The 14,272-nt window shown below is 70.6% G+C and carries 19 protein-coding genes; 15 read left to right on the forward strand and 4 right to left on the reverse strand.

Annotated elements, in window-relative coordinates; genetic code table 11:
- Positions 1-2 precede the first annotated feature (2 nt).
- Positions 3-896, reverse strand: a complete 894-nt coding sequence (locus AB0J53_RS00830) for a helix-turn-helix transcriptional regulator (RefSeq protein ID WP_364167610.1) — start codon at positions 894-896, stop codon at positions 3-5.
- 331 nt (positions 897-1,227) lie between these two features.
- On the opposite strand from AB0J53_RS00830, the gene AB0J53_RS00835 reads away from it, so the two are divergent.
- Genes AB0J53_RS00835 through AB0J53_RS00850 form a run of 4 tightly spaced genes read left to right on the forward strand, consistent with a single transcriptional unit; the run spans position 1,228 to position 2,525 of the window.
- On the forward strand, positions 1,228-1,617 hold the full coding sequence (locus tag AB0J53_RS00835; RefSeq protein ID WP_364167612.1) for an ATP-binding protein: 390 nt from the start codon (positions 1,228-1,230) through the stop codon (positions 1,615-1,617).
- Positions 1,614-1,964, forward strand: coding sequence for a hypothetical protein (locus AB0J53_RS00840; RefSeq protein ID WP_364167614.1), 351 nt, complete (start codon positions 1,614-1,616; stop codon positions 1,962-1,964). Before AB0J53_RS00835 ends, AB0J53_RS00840 begins: the two co-directional genes overlap by 4 nt.
- On the forward strand, positions 1,961-2,275 hold the full coding sequence (locus AB0J53_RS00845) for a hypothetical protein (protein ID WP_364167616.1): 315 nt from the start codon (positions 1,961-1,963) through the stop codon (positions 2,273-2,275). Before AB0J53_RS00840 ends, AB0J53_RS00845 begins: the two co-directional genes overlap by 4 nt.
- Positions 2,268-2,525, forward strand: a complete 258-nt coding sequence (locus tag AB0J53_RS00850) for a hypothetical protein (protein WP_364167618.1) — start codon at positions 2,268-2,270, stop codon at positions 2,523-2,525. The genes AB0J53_RS00845 and AB0J53_RS00850 overlap by 8 nt, the downstream gene beginning before the upstream one ends.
- 527 nt (positions 2,526-3,052) lie before the next feature.
- Here the strand turns inward: AB0J53_RS00850 and AB0J53_RS00855 are convergent.
- A complete protein-coding gene (locus AB0J53_RS00855) occupies positions 3,053-3,499 on the reverse strand; it encodes a hypothetical protein (RefSeq protein WP_364167620.1) in 447 nt (148 codons plus the stop codon).
- Between the two features lie 201 nt (positions 3,500-3,700).
- Between AB0J53_RS00855 and AB0J53_RS00860 the strand changes: the two genes are divergently transcribed.
- The 7 genes from AB0J53_RS00860 (at position 3,701) to AB0J53_RS00890 (ending at position 8,805) form a co-directional block, all read left to right on the forward strand.
- The gene (locus tag AB0J53_RS00860; protein ID WP_364167622.1) at positions 3,701-4,105 is read left to right on the forward strand and encodes a hypothetical protein; all 405 of its coding nucleotides are present in this window, start codon (positions 3,701-3,703) and stop codon (positions 4,103-4,105) included.
- Positions 4,105-4,461: a hypothetical protein gene (locus tag AB0J53_RS00865; protein ID WP_364167623.1), complete on the forward strand. Its 357-nt coding sequence runs from the start codon at positions 4,105-4,107 to the stop codon at positions 4,459-4,461. Before AB0J53_RS00860 ends, AB0J53_RS00865 begins: the two co-directional genes overlap by 1 nt.
- 50 nt (positions 4,462-4,511) lie before the next feature.
- On the forward strand, positions 4,512-5,219 hold the full coding sequence (locus AB0J53_RS00870) for a hypothetical protein (protein WP_364167624.1): 708 nt from the start codon (positions 4,512-4,514) through the stop codon (positions 5,217-5,219).
- Positions 5,216-5,923: an FtsK/SpoIIIE domain-containing protein gene (locus AB0J53_RS00875; protein WP_364167626.1), complete on the forward strand. Its 708-nt coding sequence runs from the start codon at positions 5,216-5,218 to the stop codon at positions 5,921-5,923. The genes AB0J53_RS00870 and AB0J53_RS00875 overlap by 4 nt, the downstream gene beginning before the upstream one ends.
- A gap of 125 nt (positions 5,924-6,048) precedes the next feature.
- Complete coding sequence (locus AB0J53_RS00880) at positions 6,049-6,648, forward strand: hypothetical protein (protein WP_364167628.1); 600 nt, start codon at positions 6,049-6,051, stop codon at positions 6,646-6,648.
- Positions 6,649-6,925: 277 nt separating this feature from the next.
- The gene (locus AB0J53_RS00885; protein WP_364167630.1) at positions 6,926-7,150 is read left to right on the forward strand and encodes a hypothetical protein; all 225 of its coding nucleotides are present in this window, start codon (positions 6,926-6,928) and stop codon (positions 7,148-7,150) included.
- A 128-nt stretch (positions 7,151-7,278) separates the two neighbouring features.
- On the forward strand, positions 7,279-8,805 hold the full coding sequence (locus AB0J53_RS00890) for a replication initiator (protein WP_364167632.1): 1,527 nt from the start codon (positions 7,279-7,281) through the stop codon (positions 8,803-8,805).
- A gap of 602 nt (positions 8,806-9,407) precedes the next feature.
- Here the strand turns inward: AB0J53_RS00890 and AB0J53_RS00895 are convergent.
- On the reverse strand, positions 9,408-11,000 hold the full coding sequence (locus AB0J53_RS00895; RefSeq protein WP_364167634.1) for a recombinase family protein: 1,593 nt from the start codon (positions 10,998-11,000) through the stop codon (positions 9,408-9,410).
- 48 nt (positions 11,001-11,048) lie between these two features.
- On the opposite strand from AB0J53_RS00895, the gene AB0J53_RS00900 reads away from it, so the two are divergent.
- The 3 genes from AB0J53_RS00900 to AB0J53_RS00910 are packed head-to-tail and all read left to right on the forward strand — an operon-like array spanning position 11,049 to position 13,135.
- A complete protein-coding gene (locus tag AB0J53_RS00900; protein WP_364167636.1) occupies positions 11,049-11,882 on the forward strand; it encodes an ATP-binding cassette domain-containing protein in 834 nt (277 codons plus the stop codon).
- Complete coding sequence (locus AB0J53_RS00905) at positions 11,863-12,606, forward strand: ABC transporter permease (RefSeq protein ID WP_357584515.1); 744 nt, start codon at positions 11,863-11,865, stop codon at positions 12,604-12,606. The genes AB0J53_RS00900 and AB0J53_RS00905 overlap by 20 nt, the downstream gene beginning before the upstream one ends.
- A gap of 13 nt (positions 12,607-12,619) precedes the next feature.
- Positions 12,620-13,135, forward strand: a complete 516-nt coding sequence (locus AB0J53_RS00910) for an NUDIX hydrolase (protein ID WP_364167638.1) — start codon at positions 12,620-12,622, stop codon at positions 13,133-13,135.
- Here AB0J53_RS00910 and AB0J53_RS00915 read toward each other — a convergent pair.
- Complete coding sequence (locus AB0J53_RS00915; protein ID WP_308126215.1) at positions 13,132-13,794, reverse strand: flavin reductase family protein; 663 nt, start codon at positions 13,792-13,794, stop codon at positions 13,132-13,134. The genes AB0J53_RS00910 and AB0J53_RS00915 overlap by 4 nt on opposite strands.
- Before the next feature lie 126 nt (positions 13,795-13,920).
- Here AB0J53_RS00915 and AB0J53_RS00920 point away from each other — a divergent pair, with 126 nt between their 5' ends.
- Complete coding sequence (locus AB0J53_RS00920) at positions 13,921-14,271, forward strand: STAS domain-containing protein (protein WP_219518205.1); 351 nt, start codon at positions 13,921-13,923, stop codon at positions 14,269-14,271.
- Position 14,272: the final 1 nt, after the last annotated feature.

A 14,272-nucleotide genomic window follows, 5' to 3' on the forward strand; every position in this document is an offset into this window, starting at 1 on the left:
TCTCAATCGTGATCTTCGCCTAGGGATGTCAGTAGCGTCACCGTGTCGGAAGGGCTGAGCGCTACGGCGCGAAGATGCTCAAAAACCATGTTATGCCTGATTAGCTCGGCTTCCTCTTCTAGGAAGAGGTCGCCGCCCATGCTGTCGATGTAGACGATGTCGGGAGCGATCATCCCGAAGCGCAAGATGATGAAGCTGCCGGGCATGCCCGGGTGGGCACCGGCCTTGAATGGGATCACTTGGATCGTGATGTGCGGGTTGCGAGCCTGCGTGGCTAGGTGGCGAAGCTGATCACGCATCACGGCGGTCCCGCCGACGCGACGATGCAAGGCTGCTTCGTCGATGACCGCCCATAGCTGCGGGGCGTCTGGAGTGCCCAAGAGTTCCTGGCGCTTGAGCCTGGCGTCAACGCGGCGCTGGATGTCATCGTCGGTCGCGGCGGGCAGGACTCCCGCGATGACCTGACGGGCGTAGTCCGGAGTCTGGAGCAGGCCCGGGATGAAGGTGGCCTCAAAGTTGAGGATCTCGCGAGCCTCCGCTTCGAAGTTGATGTACGCGGTGTACTGCTCGGGCAATCCGGAGTCGGCAGTGTTCAGCCAACCCCTCTTTCCGGCGTCCCGCTGGAGGAGGGTCAAGGCGTCCCGGCTGGGACCCGTGACACCGTAAGTGTCCAGGAGCGCATTAAGCGTTCTGAGCTGCGGTTTGGTGCGGCCAGTCTCGATGCGGTAGAGGGTGGCGACGTTCACCCCGGTCTGATTGGTGACGTCTTCTTGTGAGAGCCCGGCAGCGTCTCGGAGGCGACGAAGCTCAGCCGCCAACCGGCGCATGCGGACAGTAGGCGGCTGTCGTCTCGTCGGCACCAGGACATCATCTCGCACCTCGGGGTCATCGTGCATCTTGGTTGCCCTCCCGATATTTGCAAGGTATGCATTTTCAGGGCTTGCAGGTGCATGGCAGTTAGGTGCACACTGGGCCTTGCGCTAAGCCTCTCAGTTGGGCGCAAGCAATGGCGTTGGAAGTGCAGTTTTCCTGGGCAAGAGTGGCAGCTCGGGGCGCTGCGCCTCGTGCCTGGCGTCCGTGTGAGGCCATATCCGCTGAGACCCACTGCGGATAACAAATGCACAGTCGGCATTCGTCAGGACATGTCGAACCCACCCGACCCCCGCAAGGTAGGTGACCATGCGAGCCGTTGCGTCCGAGCGTCCGTACGCAGGGATCAAGGTGTGGGTGATCAGGGAGCTGGACGACTGCTCTCTGCTTCCCGCGCTGGCCCGTCGTGAGCTTCGAGCGTGGATGGGTGAGCATCCGGCGCTGGAAGACCTTGAACTGATCGCTTCCGAGCTGGTGACCAACGCCCTGGTGCATGGGTGTGCTCCGTGGGTGCGGATGAGTCTCGTCCCGATCGTGGAGGACGGGCGGCGGTACTGGCGGCTGGCCGTCGTGGACCCGGGAGTGTCGGGCGCTGTGCCGTCGCCGCGCATCCCCGGCCCCGATGAAACGTGCGGGCGGGGTCTGTGGGTGGTGGATGACCTGACGGGCGGACGCTGGGGGACGGATGTCACGCAGGTGGGCGAGCGCGTGGTGTGGGCGAACCTCACGGCTGGGGGGCGGTCGTGATGGGGCGTCCGGTGGTGGAGGAGATGAGCCCTGCGGGGCGGCTGGCGTGGGAGCTGGCCGGTCATCTGGCGCGGCGTGGGGTCGGGTCGCGGGTCTCGGAGTGCGAGGGGATCGCGCTGGTGGGGATCGCGGCGGTGGGCCTGAACGTGTGGTGTGAGTGGAGCGGGCAGGGGTGGCGCTTCCGATGGTCGCTGGATGCTCCCACGAAGCCGGGGTGGTGGCGGTACACCTCCTGCCCGGCTTCGTCGGTGGAGACGGCGGCGCGGCGGGTCTCGGACCTGTGCCGGGAGCGCTACCGGTCGATGCATCCGGAGGACGGCGGGGATCGGGAAGGGAGGGCGCGGTGAGCGGGGCGGGCAAGAGCAGGCGGGAGGAGATCGCGGTGTGTCTGGCGAGCTTCCCGGACGGGGCGACGGTGGATGAGGTGGCGGCGTGCTTCGGGCACGTCAACACTCGGGAGCACTTCCGGCGGCAGTTGCGGTTGCTGGTCGCGGCGGGGGTGGCGGTCAAGGTCGTGACGACGCAGCGCAAGGCGTTCGCGGGCGACTACGCGCGGGGGCCGCTTCGGCGGGTGAAGTTCCGGCTTGTCGATCCGACACCAGGCAACGCACCGGGAGCCGATGAGGGGCAGATGGGCGAGGGGGACGGTCATGGATGACGGGCAGGCGCGGCGGCTGGCTGAGCTGCGGGCCGCTTATCCCCAGTGGGAGATCACCACGGAGCTGGTGTGGGGTGCTGCGGCGTGGCGGCGTCGCTGGCTGGATACAGAGGGACTAGGAAGCGGGCTGGTCAACGTGCTGCTGGCGTGGGACGTGGAGGCGTTGGACGTGCGACTGGCCCGTCAGGCGGCTGCGGAGGCAGGCACCGCGCCGCCCAGAGACAGCCATGAAGTGAGCTTCGGCGTGTAGAGACGCCGTGTGAGTCGCCCCGGCCTAGCGTGCCTGCCGTCCGCTGGGCCGGGTGCTGGCTGCCCCCGGCCAGAGGGGCGGGATCGACCCGGACCGACCCACCGTCCTCGGTCTGGCGGTCTCCCGCCTGGTGCGGCCTACCGGGATGGGCGTGTCCCCCGTGACGCCTTGCCGGTGGGTTCTGGCCGGGGGCTTCGGGCGTGCCGGGGGTCGGCGGGTCTGGTGCGGTTCGGGGGCCGGGGGCGTGGGGCGTGCCGTCAGGCGGCGAGGGCGAGCACGGCGCGCTAGCGCCGCGCGCAGTCCCGATGTCCGCCTGCCGGCGCGTCACGCTGCCCCCGGTCTCCTGGGCGGGTTCCTGGTGCGGGCTTGTCTCCCGGGGTGCTGCCGCCCCTGAGCGAGACCGTGTCCGGGGGGTGGCGCCCGGCGTGCCGGGCGTGCTTGATCTAGTAGGGAAACTCATCACACAGCGCGGGGCGCTGCCTGGATCGCGGGATGGGGCGGGTGCGCCCGGAGGGTGACTGCCCGGCTTACGGATGGACGCACGCCGGGAGCATGGGCGGACGGTCGGCGAGCGCGGGGTGGTCGGCTGGGCGCAGACACAGATGGAGGCGGGCTGCCCCGTCGCTGCGGTCCAGAGTGACGATGTCGCACAGGAACAGGACGACGGTCAGGGATACGGTGCTGTCGGTCATGCCGGTGTGCGGGGTGCGGCTTTCGGCGATGCGGTCGTCGGTGATCGCGCTCGTCGGGTCGTAGAGGTGGAGGCTTACGCCCGCCTGGTCGGCCCACAGGCTGAGTGTGGCGTCCGGGCACCCGGTGTCGATGAGCAAAAGCGCCGCCTCGTGGGCGGCGAGCACGAGATCAGCAACGCGGCACGCGCACAGTCCTTCGATCGTGGCGAAGGTGTGGACCCGTTGACGCAGCATGGCGAGGTTGTCACGGAGGGGCGGCGACAGGGGGATGGGCAGGAACATGCCTCGCGCTCCTTTCTGCGTCTGCCGGTCCTCTGGCGGTGAAGCCTAGTTGCCCCGCAGCCGCATTAGCACACATGGCCGGGTGAATCTGGGACCTATGCCGTACCGGTATGCCTTTGAACTATTCGAACACACTTTCGAGTACTGCTTGCCATCGTGGGAGTTGCCCGCACGGGGCGCTCCCCGGCGATGGGAGGCAGGATGCGTTTTCCGATCGACACGAGCCAACTCGCGTTCGTCGTGACCGGGCCGCCGATGGCGGCCAAGGACTTCTCCACCAAGAAAGTCAAGGTGACCGAAGACGGTCAGCCGGTCATGGTCGTGAAGCTGCTGGCGATGGACGGCAACGACTCGTCCCTGATCAAGTTCAACATCCCGGGCGAACAGCACCACCTGACGCCCGGCATGCCGGTGCGGGTGGAAGGGCTCACCTACGGCACGGCCAAAGACGGGGAGGTGCGGTGGTGGAGCGCCACGGCGGTCGTGCCGCTGCACGGGGCAGGCGCTCCGGCCGGGCGTAACCCGCACGCCTCGCCCCCGGCTGCTCCGGCCGCTACGGGCGCGCGGCACTCGGGGCGCGCGGGCGCGGGTGAGGGTGAGGCGTGATGGATCTCCTCATCGGTCCGGCCGGGTCGCGGGCGCAGGTGTGGCGGGTGCCGGACGGCTGGCCGCTGCTGAGCTTCGCCGCTTCCACGGGGCGGCTGGTGGTCGTGCGGGTGGATCACCTGTCGCCGGTGGCGGCCCGCTGGTTCGCGGCGACCCTGGCGCAGGCGGCCGACGCCTTCGCGCGGGAGGTGGACGCCTGCGCAGAGATCGCGCGCTCGGAGCCGGGCTGGGCTCGGCGGGCACGGACGGCCGACCGCTCGCGCCTGGTGCCGGTGGAGCTGGGCGACCCTGCCGGGGTGGTGGCGGTGGTGCCGCTGGCGCACCGGCCGCCTGGTCCTGAGGGGGCGCGGTCATGACGGGGCTGATGGGTCCGCAGGTTCCGGGGCGTCCGTCTGGGCTGCCGCCGATGGTGCAGACCCCGGCACAGCCGATCCGCGCGGTGTCCACCCCGGGATCGCGCTGGACGGTGTACGTGCTGCGCCCGGTCTGGCTGGCGCGGCGTGAGATCGCGCTGTCGCTGCTCCTGCTGGCCGCGCTCGGCTGCGGCTGGACGGTCGGCGGCTGGCCGCTGGCGCTGATGGTCGCGCTCAGCCTGGCGTCACTGCTGGTGATGCCCGGGGTCCGGGGCGCGGTGGGGGCGCTGCTGTGGCGGGCGCGGGTGATCCGGCGCTGGGACAGTGCGGCCCGCTACGCGGGGCTGGCCACGCACAACGACCGGGTTCCGCGCGTGATGGGCGTGACCCGGACGGCGGCCGGTGAGCGCCTGCGGGTGCGGCTGCCGAAAGGCTCGGCTGCGGTGGACGTGGAGGATCGGGTGCCGTGGCTCACCTCCTCGCTGCGCGCCTCGGCCGTGCGCGTGGCGGCCGATGAGGACAACGCTCAGTACGCGACGGTGGAGGTGATCCGGCGTGATCCGCTGGACGCCTTCGGGGTGCTGACCTGGCCCTGGGCGGCGGCTGCCGAACACGGCTGGGTGTCCAGCGCGTGGGAGCCGATCCCGGTGGCCGTCGCGGAGAACGGGGACACGGTCATGGTCGCGCTGCTGGGCGGCTCGGCTGGCGGCTCGGCTGAGCTGGCCGGGCCGGACGACCCGGACGGGGGGCGGCGGCGATGAGCGTGCATCTGCTGATCGGCGGCGCTCCGGAAGCGGGCAAGTCGGTCGCGCTTCACAGCGTCGTGGCCGGGCTGATGCTCGACCCGGACACCGACGCCGTGATGATCGACGGCAAGGAGGGCGTGGAGCTGGCCGTGTGGGAGAAGGTCGCCCACGGCGGTATCCGCCGCGAGATCGACGACGCCACGGCGGGCCTGTCCTGGGCGCGTGCGCGGATGGATGAGCGCTACGCGCTGATGTCGGCGTCGGGGCTGCGGAAGATCACGCCCGGGATGGGGCACGGCCCGCTGGCGGTCGTGATCGATGAGCTGGCGGCGTTCACGCTGCACCCGGACAAGAAGAAACGGGCCGCGTTCCTGGATGGCCTGCACGACCTGGGCGCGCGGGGGCGCGCGGCGGCGGTGCGGGTGATCGCGGCCACGCAGAAGCCGGGCAGCGACGTGATCCCGACCTACATCCGGGATCTGTTCGACACCCGGTGGGCGCTGCGCTGCTCGACGCGGGAGGCGTCAGACACCGTGCTCGGCTCCGGGTGGGCCGCGCGGGGCGTGGACGCCTCGACCATCCCTCTGGGCTCGGCCGGGGTCGGCTACCTGCTGGCCGGGGCGTCCGGCCCGGTCCGGGTGAAGGGGTTCTACCTGTCCGATGAGCGTCTGTCGGACCTGGCGGCGTACGCGGCCAACCTGCGCGCCGTCTCCTGGTAGTGAGGCCCGCCGGCACTTTCGGCACCCCCTCCTACCTGCGGAAATACGCACCTACCCGGGTGCGCGCAACAGATCAACTCACGAGATCAACCAAAGGGTTCAACCCACCACGAAGGAGATCCATCATGTCCAGGACGACCACCCTGTTCGCGTCCGCGATCATGGCCGCTGTGGCGGCCCTGTCCACCGCCGCCTGCGCGGCGAACGCGACCGGGAACACCGCTGCGCAGACCAGTGCGCAGACCAACGCACAGCCCGGCACGCAGCCCGGCACGCAGCCCGGCACGCAGCCCGGCACGCAGCCCGGCACGCGGTCCGAGACGCAGCCCGACGTGTTGGGCGACGTTCAGCCGGACGTTCAGCCGGACGCGCAGCAGGACGCGCAGCCGGACGCGCCGACCGATGCGCAGGGGGTGACTCTGGCGGCGGGTAAGAACGTCGGCACCGGCAAGGGGGCGGCGTGCCGGAAGGTCGTGATCACGGGGGTGCGCGTCGGGGTCCGGGAGTTCGCCTTCACCAACGCCGATGTGCTGCGGGTCCGCGACACCGGCAGCACCCTGACCTCGTGCGGGACGCTGCGGGGCAACGGCTCGAACGGCTACGCGAACAAGTGCGGGCGTAGCGGCTACAACTGGTACAAGGTCACCATTCCCGCGACCCGCAATTGGGCCGGGCAGACCGTCACGGAGGGGTTCGTGCCGGTGACCTGCGCCCGGGTGCGCTGACCCTCTGAGTCGGCCGGTGAGCTGCCCGGAAGGTCATCACCGACCGGGCGGCTTTCCGGAAAGGGCAATTACCTGCGGAAATAAACCGCAAGACGGGTCTTACCAAGCAAGCGATTGGTATCTACGATCGGCTTGACACGACTCCTGCGGTACGCGGGAAAGCACGAGTAAGGCCGGGCGGTGTCCCTCCGGGGGGCAGGGGCCGTCCGGCGTCGGGAGACAACCGAAGGGAAGCACAGTGAAGGTCTGGACGATCACAGACCAGGGGGCGGCCCCCGTGGAGATCAGCGACGAGTACGCGGCGCAGCGCTTCGTAGCGTGGCTGTTCCAGGCGGGTCAGGCGGAGTTGGACCACACCCTGAAGACGTTCGCACACGCCGCGTGGCGTGAGGGCGGTCTCGGGGCGTCGTTCCTGGAGGGACCGGAGGACGTGGCGCGGCTTAAGGCCGTGGTGCGGCTGCGGTGGCGTGCACTGACGGCGGGCGAGGCCGTAGCGGGGTAGCCGTCCGGGGCCGGGGCGTCGGTGAGGTCCCGGACTGGATCGCAGATCCGCGCAACATGTCAGGGCGGGCCGTGGGGACCCGCCCTTTGGCGTACTGGGGTACGGGAGCGTGTCGAATGGTACGGACAGTGACGCAGACGACGCAGATGATGCAGACGCAGACGGTGCTCGGGCAGATGATCGCCCGGGTTGCCGATGATGAGCAGTACCGGCGTTGGGCCGGTCAGGTGGAGCGGGCCGGGCACTGCGTGCGGCCGGTGCAACTGGCGGGATCGGCGGTGACGGTCAACACCGGCACCGGTGAGGTAGAGGCCACCTACACGAGCCGGGACGAGCCGGGCGGGGTGCTGCTGGTGGCGTGCAAGGACCGCCGCGAAAGCGTGTGCCCTCCCTGCGCGGCCCGCTACCGGGCCGATGCGTGGCATGTGTTCGCCGGTGGGGTCACGCGGGCGGGCCTGGCAGATGGCCACGGGGACGACGACGGCGACGACGGTCCGGACGACGGGCACGACGGCGGGCACGACGGCGGGCCTGCGGGGAGTCCGATGGTGCTGGCCACGTTCACGGCTCCGAGCTTCGGCGCGGTGCATGCGGCCCGCGACGGGAAGGTGTGCCGGGCGGCCCGTGGCAGGCGTGAGCGCACCTGTGAGCACGGCAGGCCGCTGTCGTGCCCGGCCCGTCACGCGGCCGGTGATGGCATGGTCGGCGCTCCGCTGTGCGTGGACTGCGCGGACCTGGCCGGGCAAGTGCTGTGGAACGCACACGTCGGGGAACTGTGGCGGCGCACAGTGATCTATGTGTATCGGGCGCTGGCGGCGCTGGCTCCTGCGGTCGGCGGGCAGCCGGTCACGGTGCGCGGGGTGCGGCAACTGCTGCGGCTGTCGTACGCGAAGGTCGCCGAATTCCAGAAGCGCGGCGTCGTGCACCTGCATGTGCTGGCGCGGCTGGACGGGGTCTGCCCTGACGACCCTGACCGGGTGGTGCCCGCCCCGGCGTGGGCCGGTACCGACCTGCTGACGGCGGCGCTGATGCACGCGGCCGGGCGGGTGAGTGTGGCGCTGCCCGTGGTCGACGCCCGCACGCTGGCGGTGGCCCGGTGGGGCACGCAACTGGATGTGCGGCCGGTCGCGCCCCGTCAGGTCGATGCCGCGCGGGTGGCCGGGTACCTGGCCAAGTACGCCACCAAGACCGTGTCCGACAGTGTGAGCGGGCTGCCCGCGTCCCGGCCCGCTGACGGCGGGGCCGACCTGGCGCAGACGCGCACACTCCCGGCTCATGTGGCGGCGCTGACACAGACGGTGCGCCGGTTGGCGCGGCTTGCCACCTGCCGGACGCTGCGGCTCGGGCGGCACGTTCACACGCTCGGCTTTCGCGGGCATGTCACCTCCAAGAGCCGCCGCTACTCCACGACGTTCGCGGCGCTGCGGCAGGCACGGCGGGCCTGGCGGCTGGCCCAGAGGCACCGGGCGGACGACCCGTGGGCACACGGCACCGGACCGGACAGCGCGGAACCGGACGGGGCACGGGCGGTGGTCGGGGACTGGCGGATCGCCGGTATCGGCTACCGGACCCTGGGCGACCGGGTGTGGGCCGAAGTGCTCGGCCGTGAGCATCGCCAAGCCCGGCAAGCGCAACGGCTGGGGCTGACCACGTAAAGATCGCGGGCTGACCGCCGGCAAAGTCGGCGGGGCTGCGACCAGGGAAAACGCGCGAAGCTCCGTGTAGTTCTTCGGCTGTTGGGGTTGGCCCTTCTTCCCCTGCTGCCTGCCTGTGCTCGATCTACGGCGGCGAAGCTGCGCCGTGGGTGGGTGGGTGGGCGCACGGGCCGCCGAGAGGCAGCACCCATAACGATCATGCGGGCGGCCGTGGCCGCTCCCCTCGGCATGCCCTGATCGCGGGGCGGGGCCGGTGCGGGGGCTGGGCTGCCCCGTCAGGTGAGGCGGACAGGAATGGACGTGCGAGACAGGAAGGCATCCCCGGGTAGGCACGCGCATGACCGGGGACAGGCGAACTGCGATCATGACCAGACGTGCCCGGGGCAGGATGCCTGCTCGGCCGGTGCGCCGTGCCCTGCGCAGTGCCCTGCGGCGCGACAGCGGCGGCGTGAGCACATCAGAGCACTGGTCGCCACGTGGCCACCGTTGACCCAACGTCAACGCGATCGGCTGGCGCTGCTCCTGCGCCCCCGCCGATAGGCCACCCGACCATGACACGGCCCCCGCCCCTGGTGTGGAGGTGGGGGCCTGCCTGTGGGTCGTTACGCCGCTTGGGCGACCGGTGCGGGTGCGGGTGCGGGCTCGATCACGACGCGCTGTTCGATCGGGGGCCGGAAGCCACGCCCGGCCGGAAGCAACCGAATGGTGACCAACTCGGCGATGATCTCGCGCTTACGGCCCCGGCTGAGATCTTCCCATGTCTGCGCCGCGTTCTCGGAAGTGACGAATTCGGCAAGCGGGCTGCTCTTGGTGGCCTTGGCGATCTCCTTGCGGATCTCCACGAGATCGGCGTCGGCCTCCTGGGTGGCGATCGTGGCTTGCTCCTCGTCAAAGATCCCCTTGACCAGCAGCCGCGCCGCCGACTCCTTCGCCTTCTGACACTGGACGATGCGGTCGCGCAACTCCTCCAGATCCACGGTGGATGCCTGCGGCAACAGATCCGCTACGTCGTCCCGAGACAGGCGCTCAATGATCGCCTGCTCGACGTACTCATCGGCCGCAACGGCGGGGGTCGCGCAATGCCCCCTGTCCCTGCATCGGTAGATCGGGACCCCGGCAGAGTTGTTGCGCACGCTCATGGTCGTTCCGTTGTCGCACTGCCCACACAGGTACTGCAAGCTGCCCAACCACTTGGGCGTGTTGCCCGGCGTGGTCTTGCGGCGCGGGTCGGCAAACAGGGTGATCAGCGCCTGACGCTTCGACTCGGAGATGATCGCGGGGAAGGCGTCACGCTTCACGATCACTCCGCGATAGACGGCGTGCCCGGCCGTGCGCGGGTGAGTCAGGATCTGCACGACGGTCCTGCGGTTCCATCCCCGGTGCTCGACCTGCTTGCCCCCGCGCTTGATCGTGCGTCCCTCCTTCTGCGCGACGGTCTGAACGTCGCGGTCGGCCAGATCGCGCAGGACCTGCGCCATAGACACCCCGGCCAACAGGTCGTCGGCCCATCGGGCGATCTCGCGCGCTTCCTCCTCGTTGTGCTGGGTCATGTCCAGCACGGGACGGTCTTCGTAGATCCGTTCCATGGTCGGGGCCTTGGGGTTGATGCACACCGACCGGACACGGCCGGTATCCACACCCCAGCCGTACGGGCGCACCCCGCCGCCCCAATCCCCGTTGCGGGCCTGACGCTTGCGGGCCAGGGCTACACGCTCGCCGCGCTCGCCCGACTCGAACTCTCCTTCGCTGGTGTCGTCAATGAGGTCTTTGCGCCCCTGGGCCTTGTTGAGGTTGTACTCGCCCCCGCGCGACACGCTGAACAGCCTGACTTTGTGCGCGCGGGCAATCTTGATGAACCGCGTCACCTCCTCGACCCTGCGGTGCAGCCGCTTGGCATGCCAGATAATGATCACGGCGATCTTGCCCGCCTGCATGTCTGCCAGCATGCGCGTGTAGTCGGGCCGCTCTACGTCCTGGTAGGCCGACACGTCGTTGTCGCAGTAGGTACGCGCGATCTCGCCGAGATCGAAGTCGTCGGCAAGCTCCTGGTTCTCTTCGTGCTGGCTGTTGACGCCGTCACCGGTCTTGGCCTTGTCCAGGCTCTTGCGGGTGTAGTCCACCAGCCAACGCGGCTGATCGGCGCTGGTGCGGGAGTTGCCTGCGCTGGCGGTCTGCGCTGCCTGAAGCTTGCCCATGATCCCCGTCCCTTCGATCTGCCCGTTTGCGGTGGTTCTACGTCAATTATGTGCCCCAAATCAGTAGCCGGGAAGTCCACCACCCTGCGCATGCTCACCACGCTGCTGCCCCCGACGTCCGGCACCGCCGTCGTGGCCGGCCGCGACGTGGCCCGCGACCCGGCCGGCGTGCGCGCCAGGATCGGCTACGTCGGCCAGCGGAACAGCGCCGGCGAGAACTTCCGCGTCCGCGACGAGCTCGTCACCCAGGGCCGCTGCTACGGCCTGACCACCGCCCAGGCCCGCGCCCGCGCCGCCGAGCTGCTGGAACTGCTCGACCTGGAGCCCCTCGCCACCCGCAAGCCCGGCACGCTCTCCGGCGGCCAGCGCCGCCGCCTCGACATCGCGCTCGGCCTCATCCACCGGCCGGACCTGCTGTTCCTCGACGAGCCCTCCACCGGGCTCGACCCCGGCAGCCGCGCGGACATCTGGGCCCACATCCTGCGCCTGCGGGAGACGTACGGGACCACGATCTTCCTGACCACCCACTACCTCGACGAGGCCGACAGCATGGCCGAGCGGGTGATCGTCATCGACGGCGGCCGCGTCATCGCCGACGGCACCGCGGAACGGCTCAAGAACGACCTCGCCGGCGACCGGCTCACGATCACCACCCGCACCGGGCACGACGCCGCCGAGGCGGCCCGGATCGGCGGCGGCGAGGCCGACGGGCTGACCGTGCGGGTGCGCGTCGCCAACGCCGCCGCCGCGCTGCCCGAATACCTGCGCGCCCTGGAGGCGGCCGGGATCGAGGTCGCCACCGCCGAGACCGCCCGCCCCACCCTCGACGACGTGTTCCTCAGCCTGACCGGGAGAAAGCTCGATGACGACCTTCCTGCGTGACACCGCCACCGTCTTCCGCCGCGAGTTCGCGCCCGTGCTGCGCGAGCCGGTCGGGCTGCTGTTCGAGATGGGGCAGCCGCTGCTGTTCCTGTTCCTGTTCGGGTCGCTGCTGGACGGGGCCGTGGGGTCGTCCTGGCAGTGGTTCGTGCCGGGCATCCTGGTCATGATGTGCCTGTCGGGGCCGATGGCGTCCGGCTACCACCTGCTGGTCGAGCTGATCGGCGGCTCGATGGAGCGCATGATGGTCACCCCGCTCAACCGCACCGCCATGCTCGTCGGCCGCACGCTCAAGGAGATGGCGATCCTGACCGCCCAGGCGGTGCTGATCATCGTGCTGGCGCTGCCGCTGGGCTTCGAGCTCCACCCGGCGGGCGTGCTGGCGGGGATGGCGCTGCTGATCGTGTTCGGGATCGGGCTGGGCGCGCTGTCGTTCGTGCTCGCGCTGAAGTCCGCGCCCAGCGGGACCCTGTTCTACGTGGTCACGCAGGCGCTGCTGTTCCCGATGCTGCTGCTGTCGGGCGTGCTGCTGCCGATGGACTCCGGCCCGGCCTGGCTGCGGGCGCTCGGCGACGTCAACCCGGTCACGCACGTCGTCGACGCCCAGCGCGCCCTGTTCGCGGGCGACCTCGCCCACCCGTCGGTCCTGTACGGCGCGGCGGCGGCTGTGGTGATCGCGGCGGCCGGGCTGGTGCTGGGCAACCGGGCGATGCGCCGGGGCGTCTGAGACGCTGGACCGGATGAGTCACATCGTGGAGACCCGGACGGTGCCGTGGATCGCCGTCCCGCACCGCCTGGACGTGGTGCTCGCCGGCGACCTGCCCGCGCCGCCCGGCACGGTCACGTCCGCGTTCACGTTCGTCCTGGACGAGGCGGACCGGACGCTGCTGACGCACGTGGACCGGCCGGGGCGCGGCTGGGAGATCCCCGGCGGCCACCTCGACCCCGGCGAGACGCCCGTCCAGGCGGCGGCCCGCGAGCTGGCCGAGGAGACCGGCCTGCGGCTGGATCCCGGGCTGCTGTCGGTCTTCGCCTGGCACCGCATCGAACTGCTCGCCCCGCCGCCGCCCGGCCACCCCTACCCGGCGCTGACGTACATGGTGATGTTCACCGCCCGGCTGGCCGGGCTCGGCGGGCCGACTCGGCCGCCGGCGGGGTCGGAGAGCACGCGGGCGCGGTGGCTGCCGCCCGCGGACGTCGAACGGCTCGGCGCCGGCCGCACCTGGCTCAGCCTGCACCGCAGGCTGCTCGGCTAGCGGGCGCGCTCGATGTCCGGGCCCCGGTACATCGACTCGGGGATGGTAGCCAGCGTCGAGCGGTGCACCTGCGGGCCGAGACCGTACAGCTTCTGGAAGCTCATGATCAGCGGACGCCAGGCGTCGGGGTCGATGTGGTCGTCCGTCCCTTCCGTACGGATGTCGTCGTGCACCCAGACGCGCTGGACGCGTACCTCGAAGGCGGTCACGCCGTCGTCGGGGCCCACCGGGTGCGTCCGCTCCACGACGGCCTCCATGCTCACCGGGCACTCGGCCACGCGGGGCGGCGCGACCGTCTCGCTCGGCACCGGCGTCAGCCCCGCCCTGGCGAACTTGTCGGCGACGTGACGGTAGCCGCGCGCGTGCTTGCCCGGCGGGACGGGGTCGCTGCCCGTGGTCAGGGCCAGCCTGTCGACGGCGGCGGCGAGCGCGTCCGAGGGCAGGTTCAACACGCACTCGCCGGTCCTGAGCAGGTTCTGGGCCGTACGTGAGCGGGAGCCCCAGCCGAGCATGGCCCGCCAGCCCAGCCAGAAGGCCGACGACATGGGCGCCAGGTTGGGGGTGCCGTCCGGGTTCGTGGAGGAGACCAGGACCACAGGGGTGCCGAAGTAGAGGATGCCCGGCTCGATCCGGGTGTGCTTGTCGATCACTGTGCTCACCGCAACACTGTGGCCGATCCGACGGCGCGGACGCTGGCGGCATTCGGACAGCGCGTCACGGCTCCGGCCGCCACGAAGCGCACGGGCGGTGTAGCGTCACAAGCAACCCCGATGGAGGCCTGCTGGATGCAATCACCGTTCGCCCTCACAATTGAACACTTCGGCGACACGGCGGTCATCACACTGGTCGGCGAGTTCGACACCACCCGGTGTCCCGAAGTGACGGAGAAGATCGCGGCCGGCATGTCCGAAGGCTGCGTCCACCTCGTCGTCAACGTGACCGAGCTGTCCTTCTGCGACTCGATGGGCCTGCGGACGATCCTCGAATTCTCCAACCGGGCCAGGGCGGCGGGCGGCTGGCTCAGGCTCGCCGGGGTCCAGGGCGTGCTGCGGCGGCTCCTCGAGGTGACGGGGGTGTCGAGCGTCATCCCCGTCGACCCGGACGTGCCGACGGCCCTGCAGTCACGCATCTCCTGAC

The organism is Nonomuraea sp. NPDC049725, from assembly GCF_040674795.1.
GTDB classification, from domain to species: Bacteria; Actinomycetota; Actinomycetes; order Streptosporangiales; family Streptosporangiaceae; genus Nonomuraea; species Nonomuraea ceibae.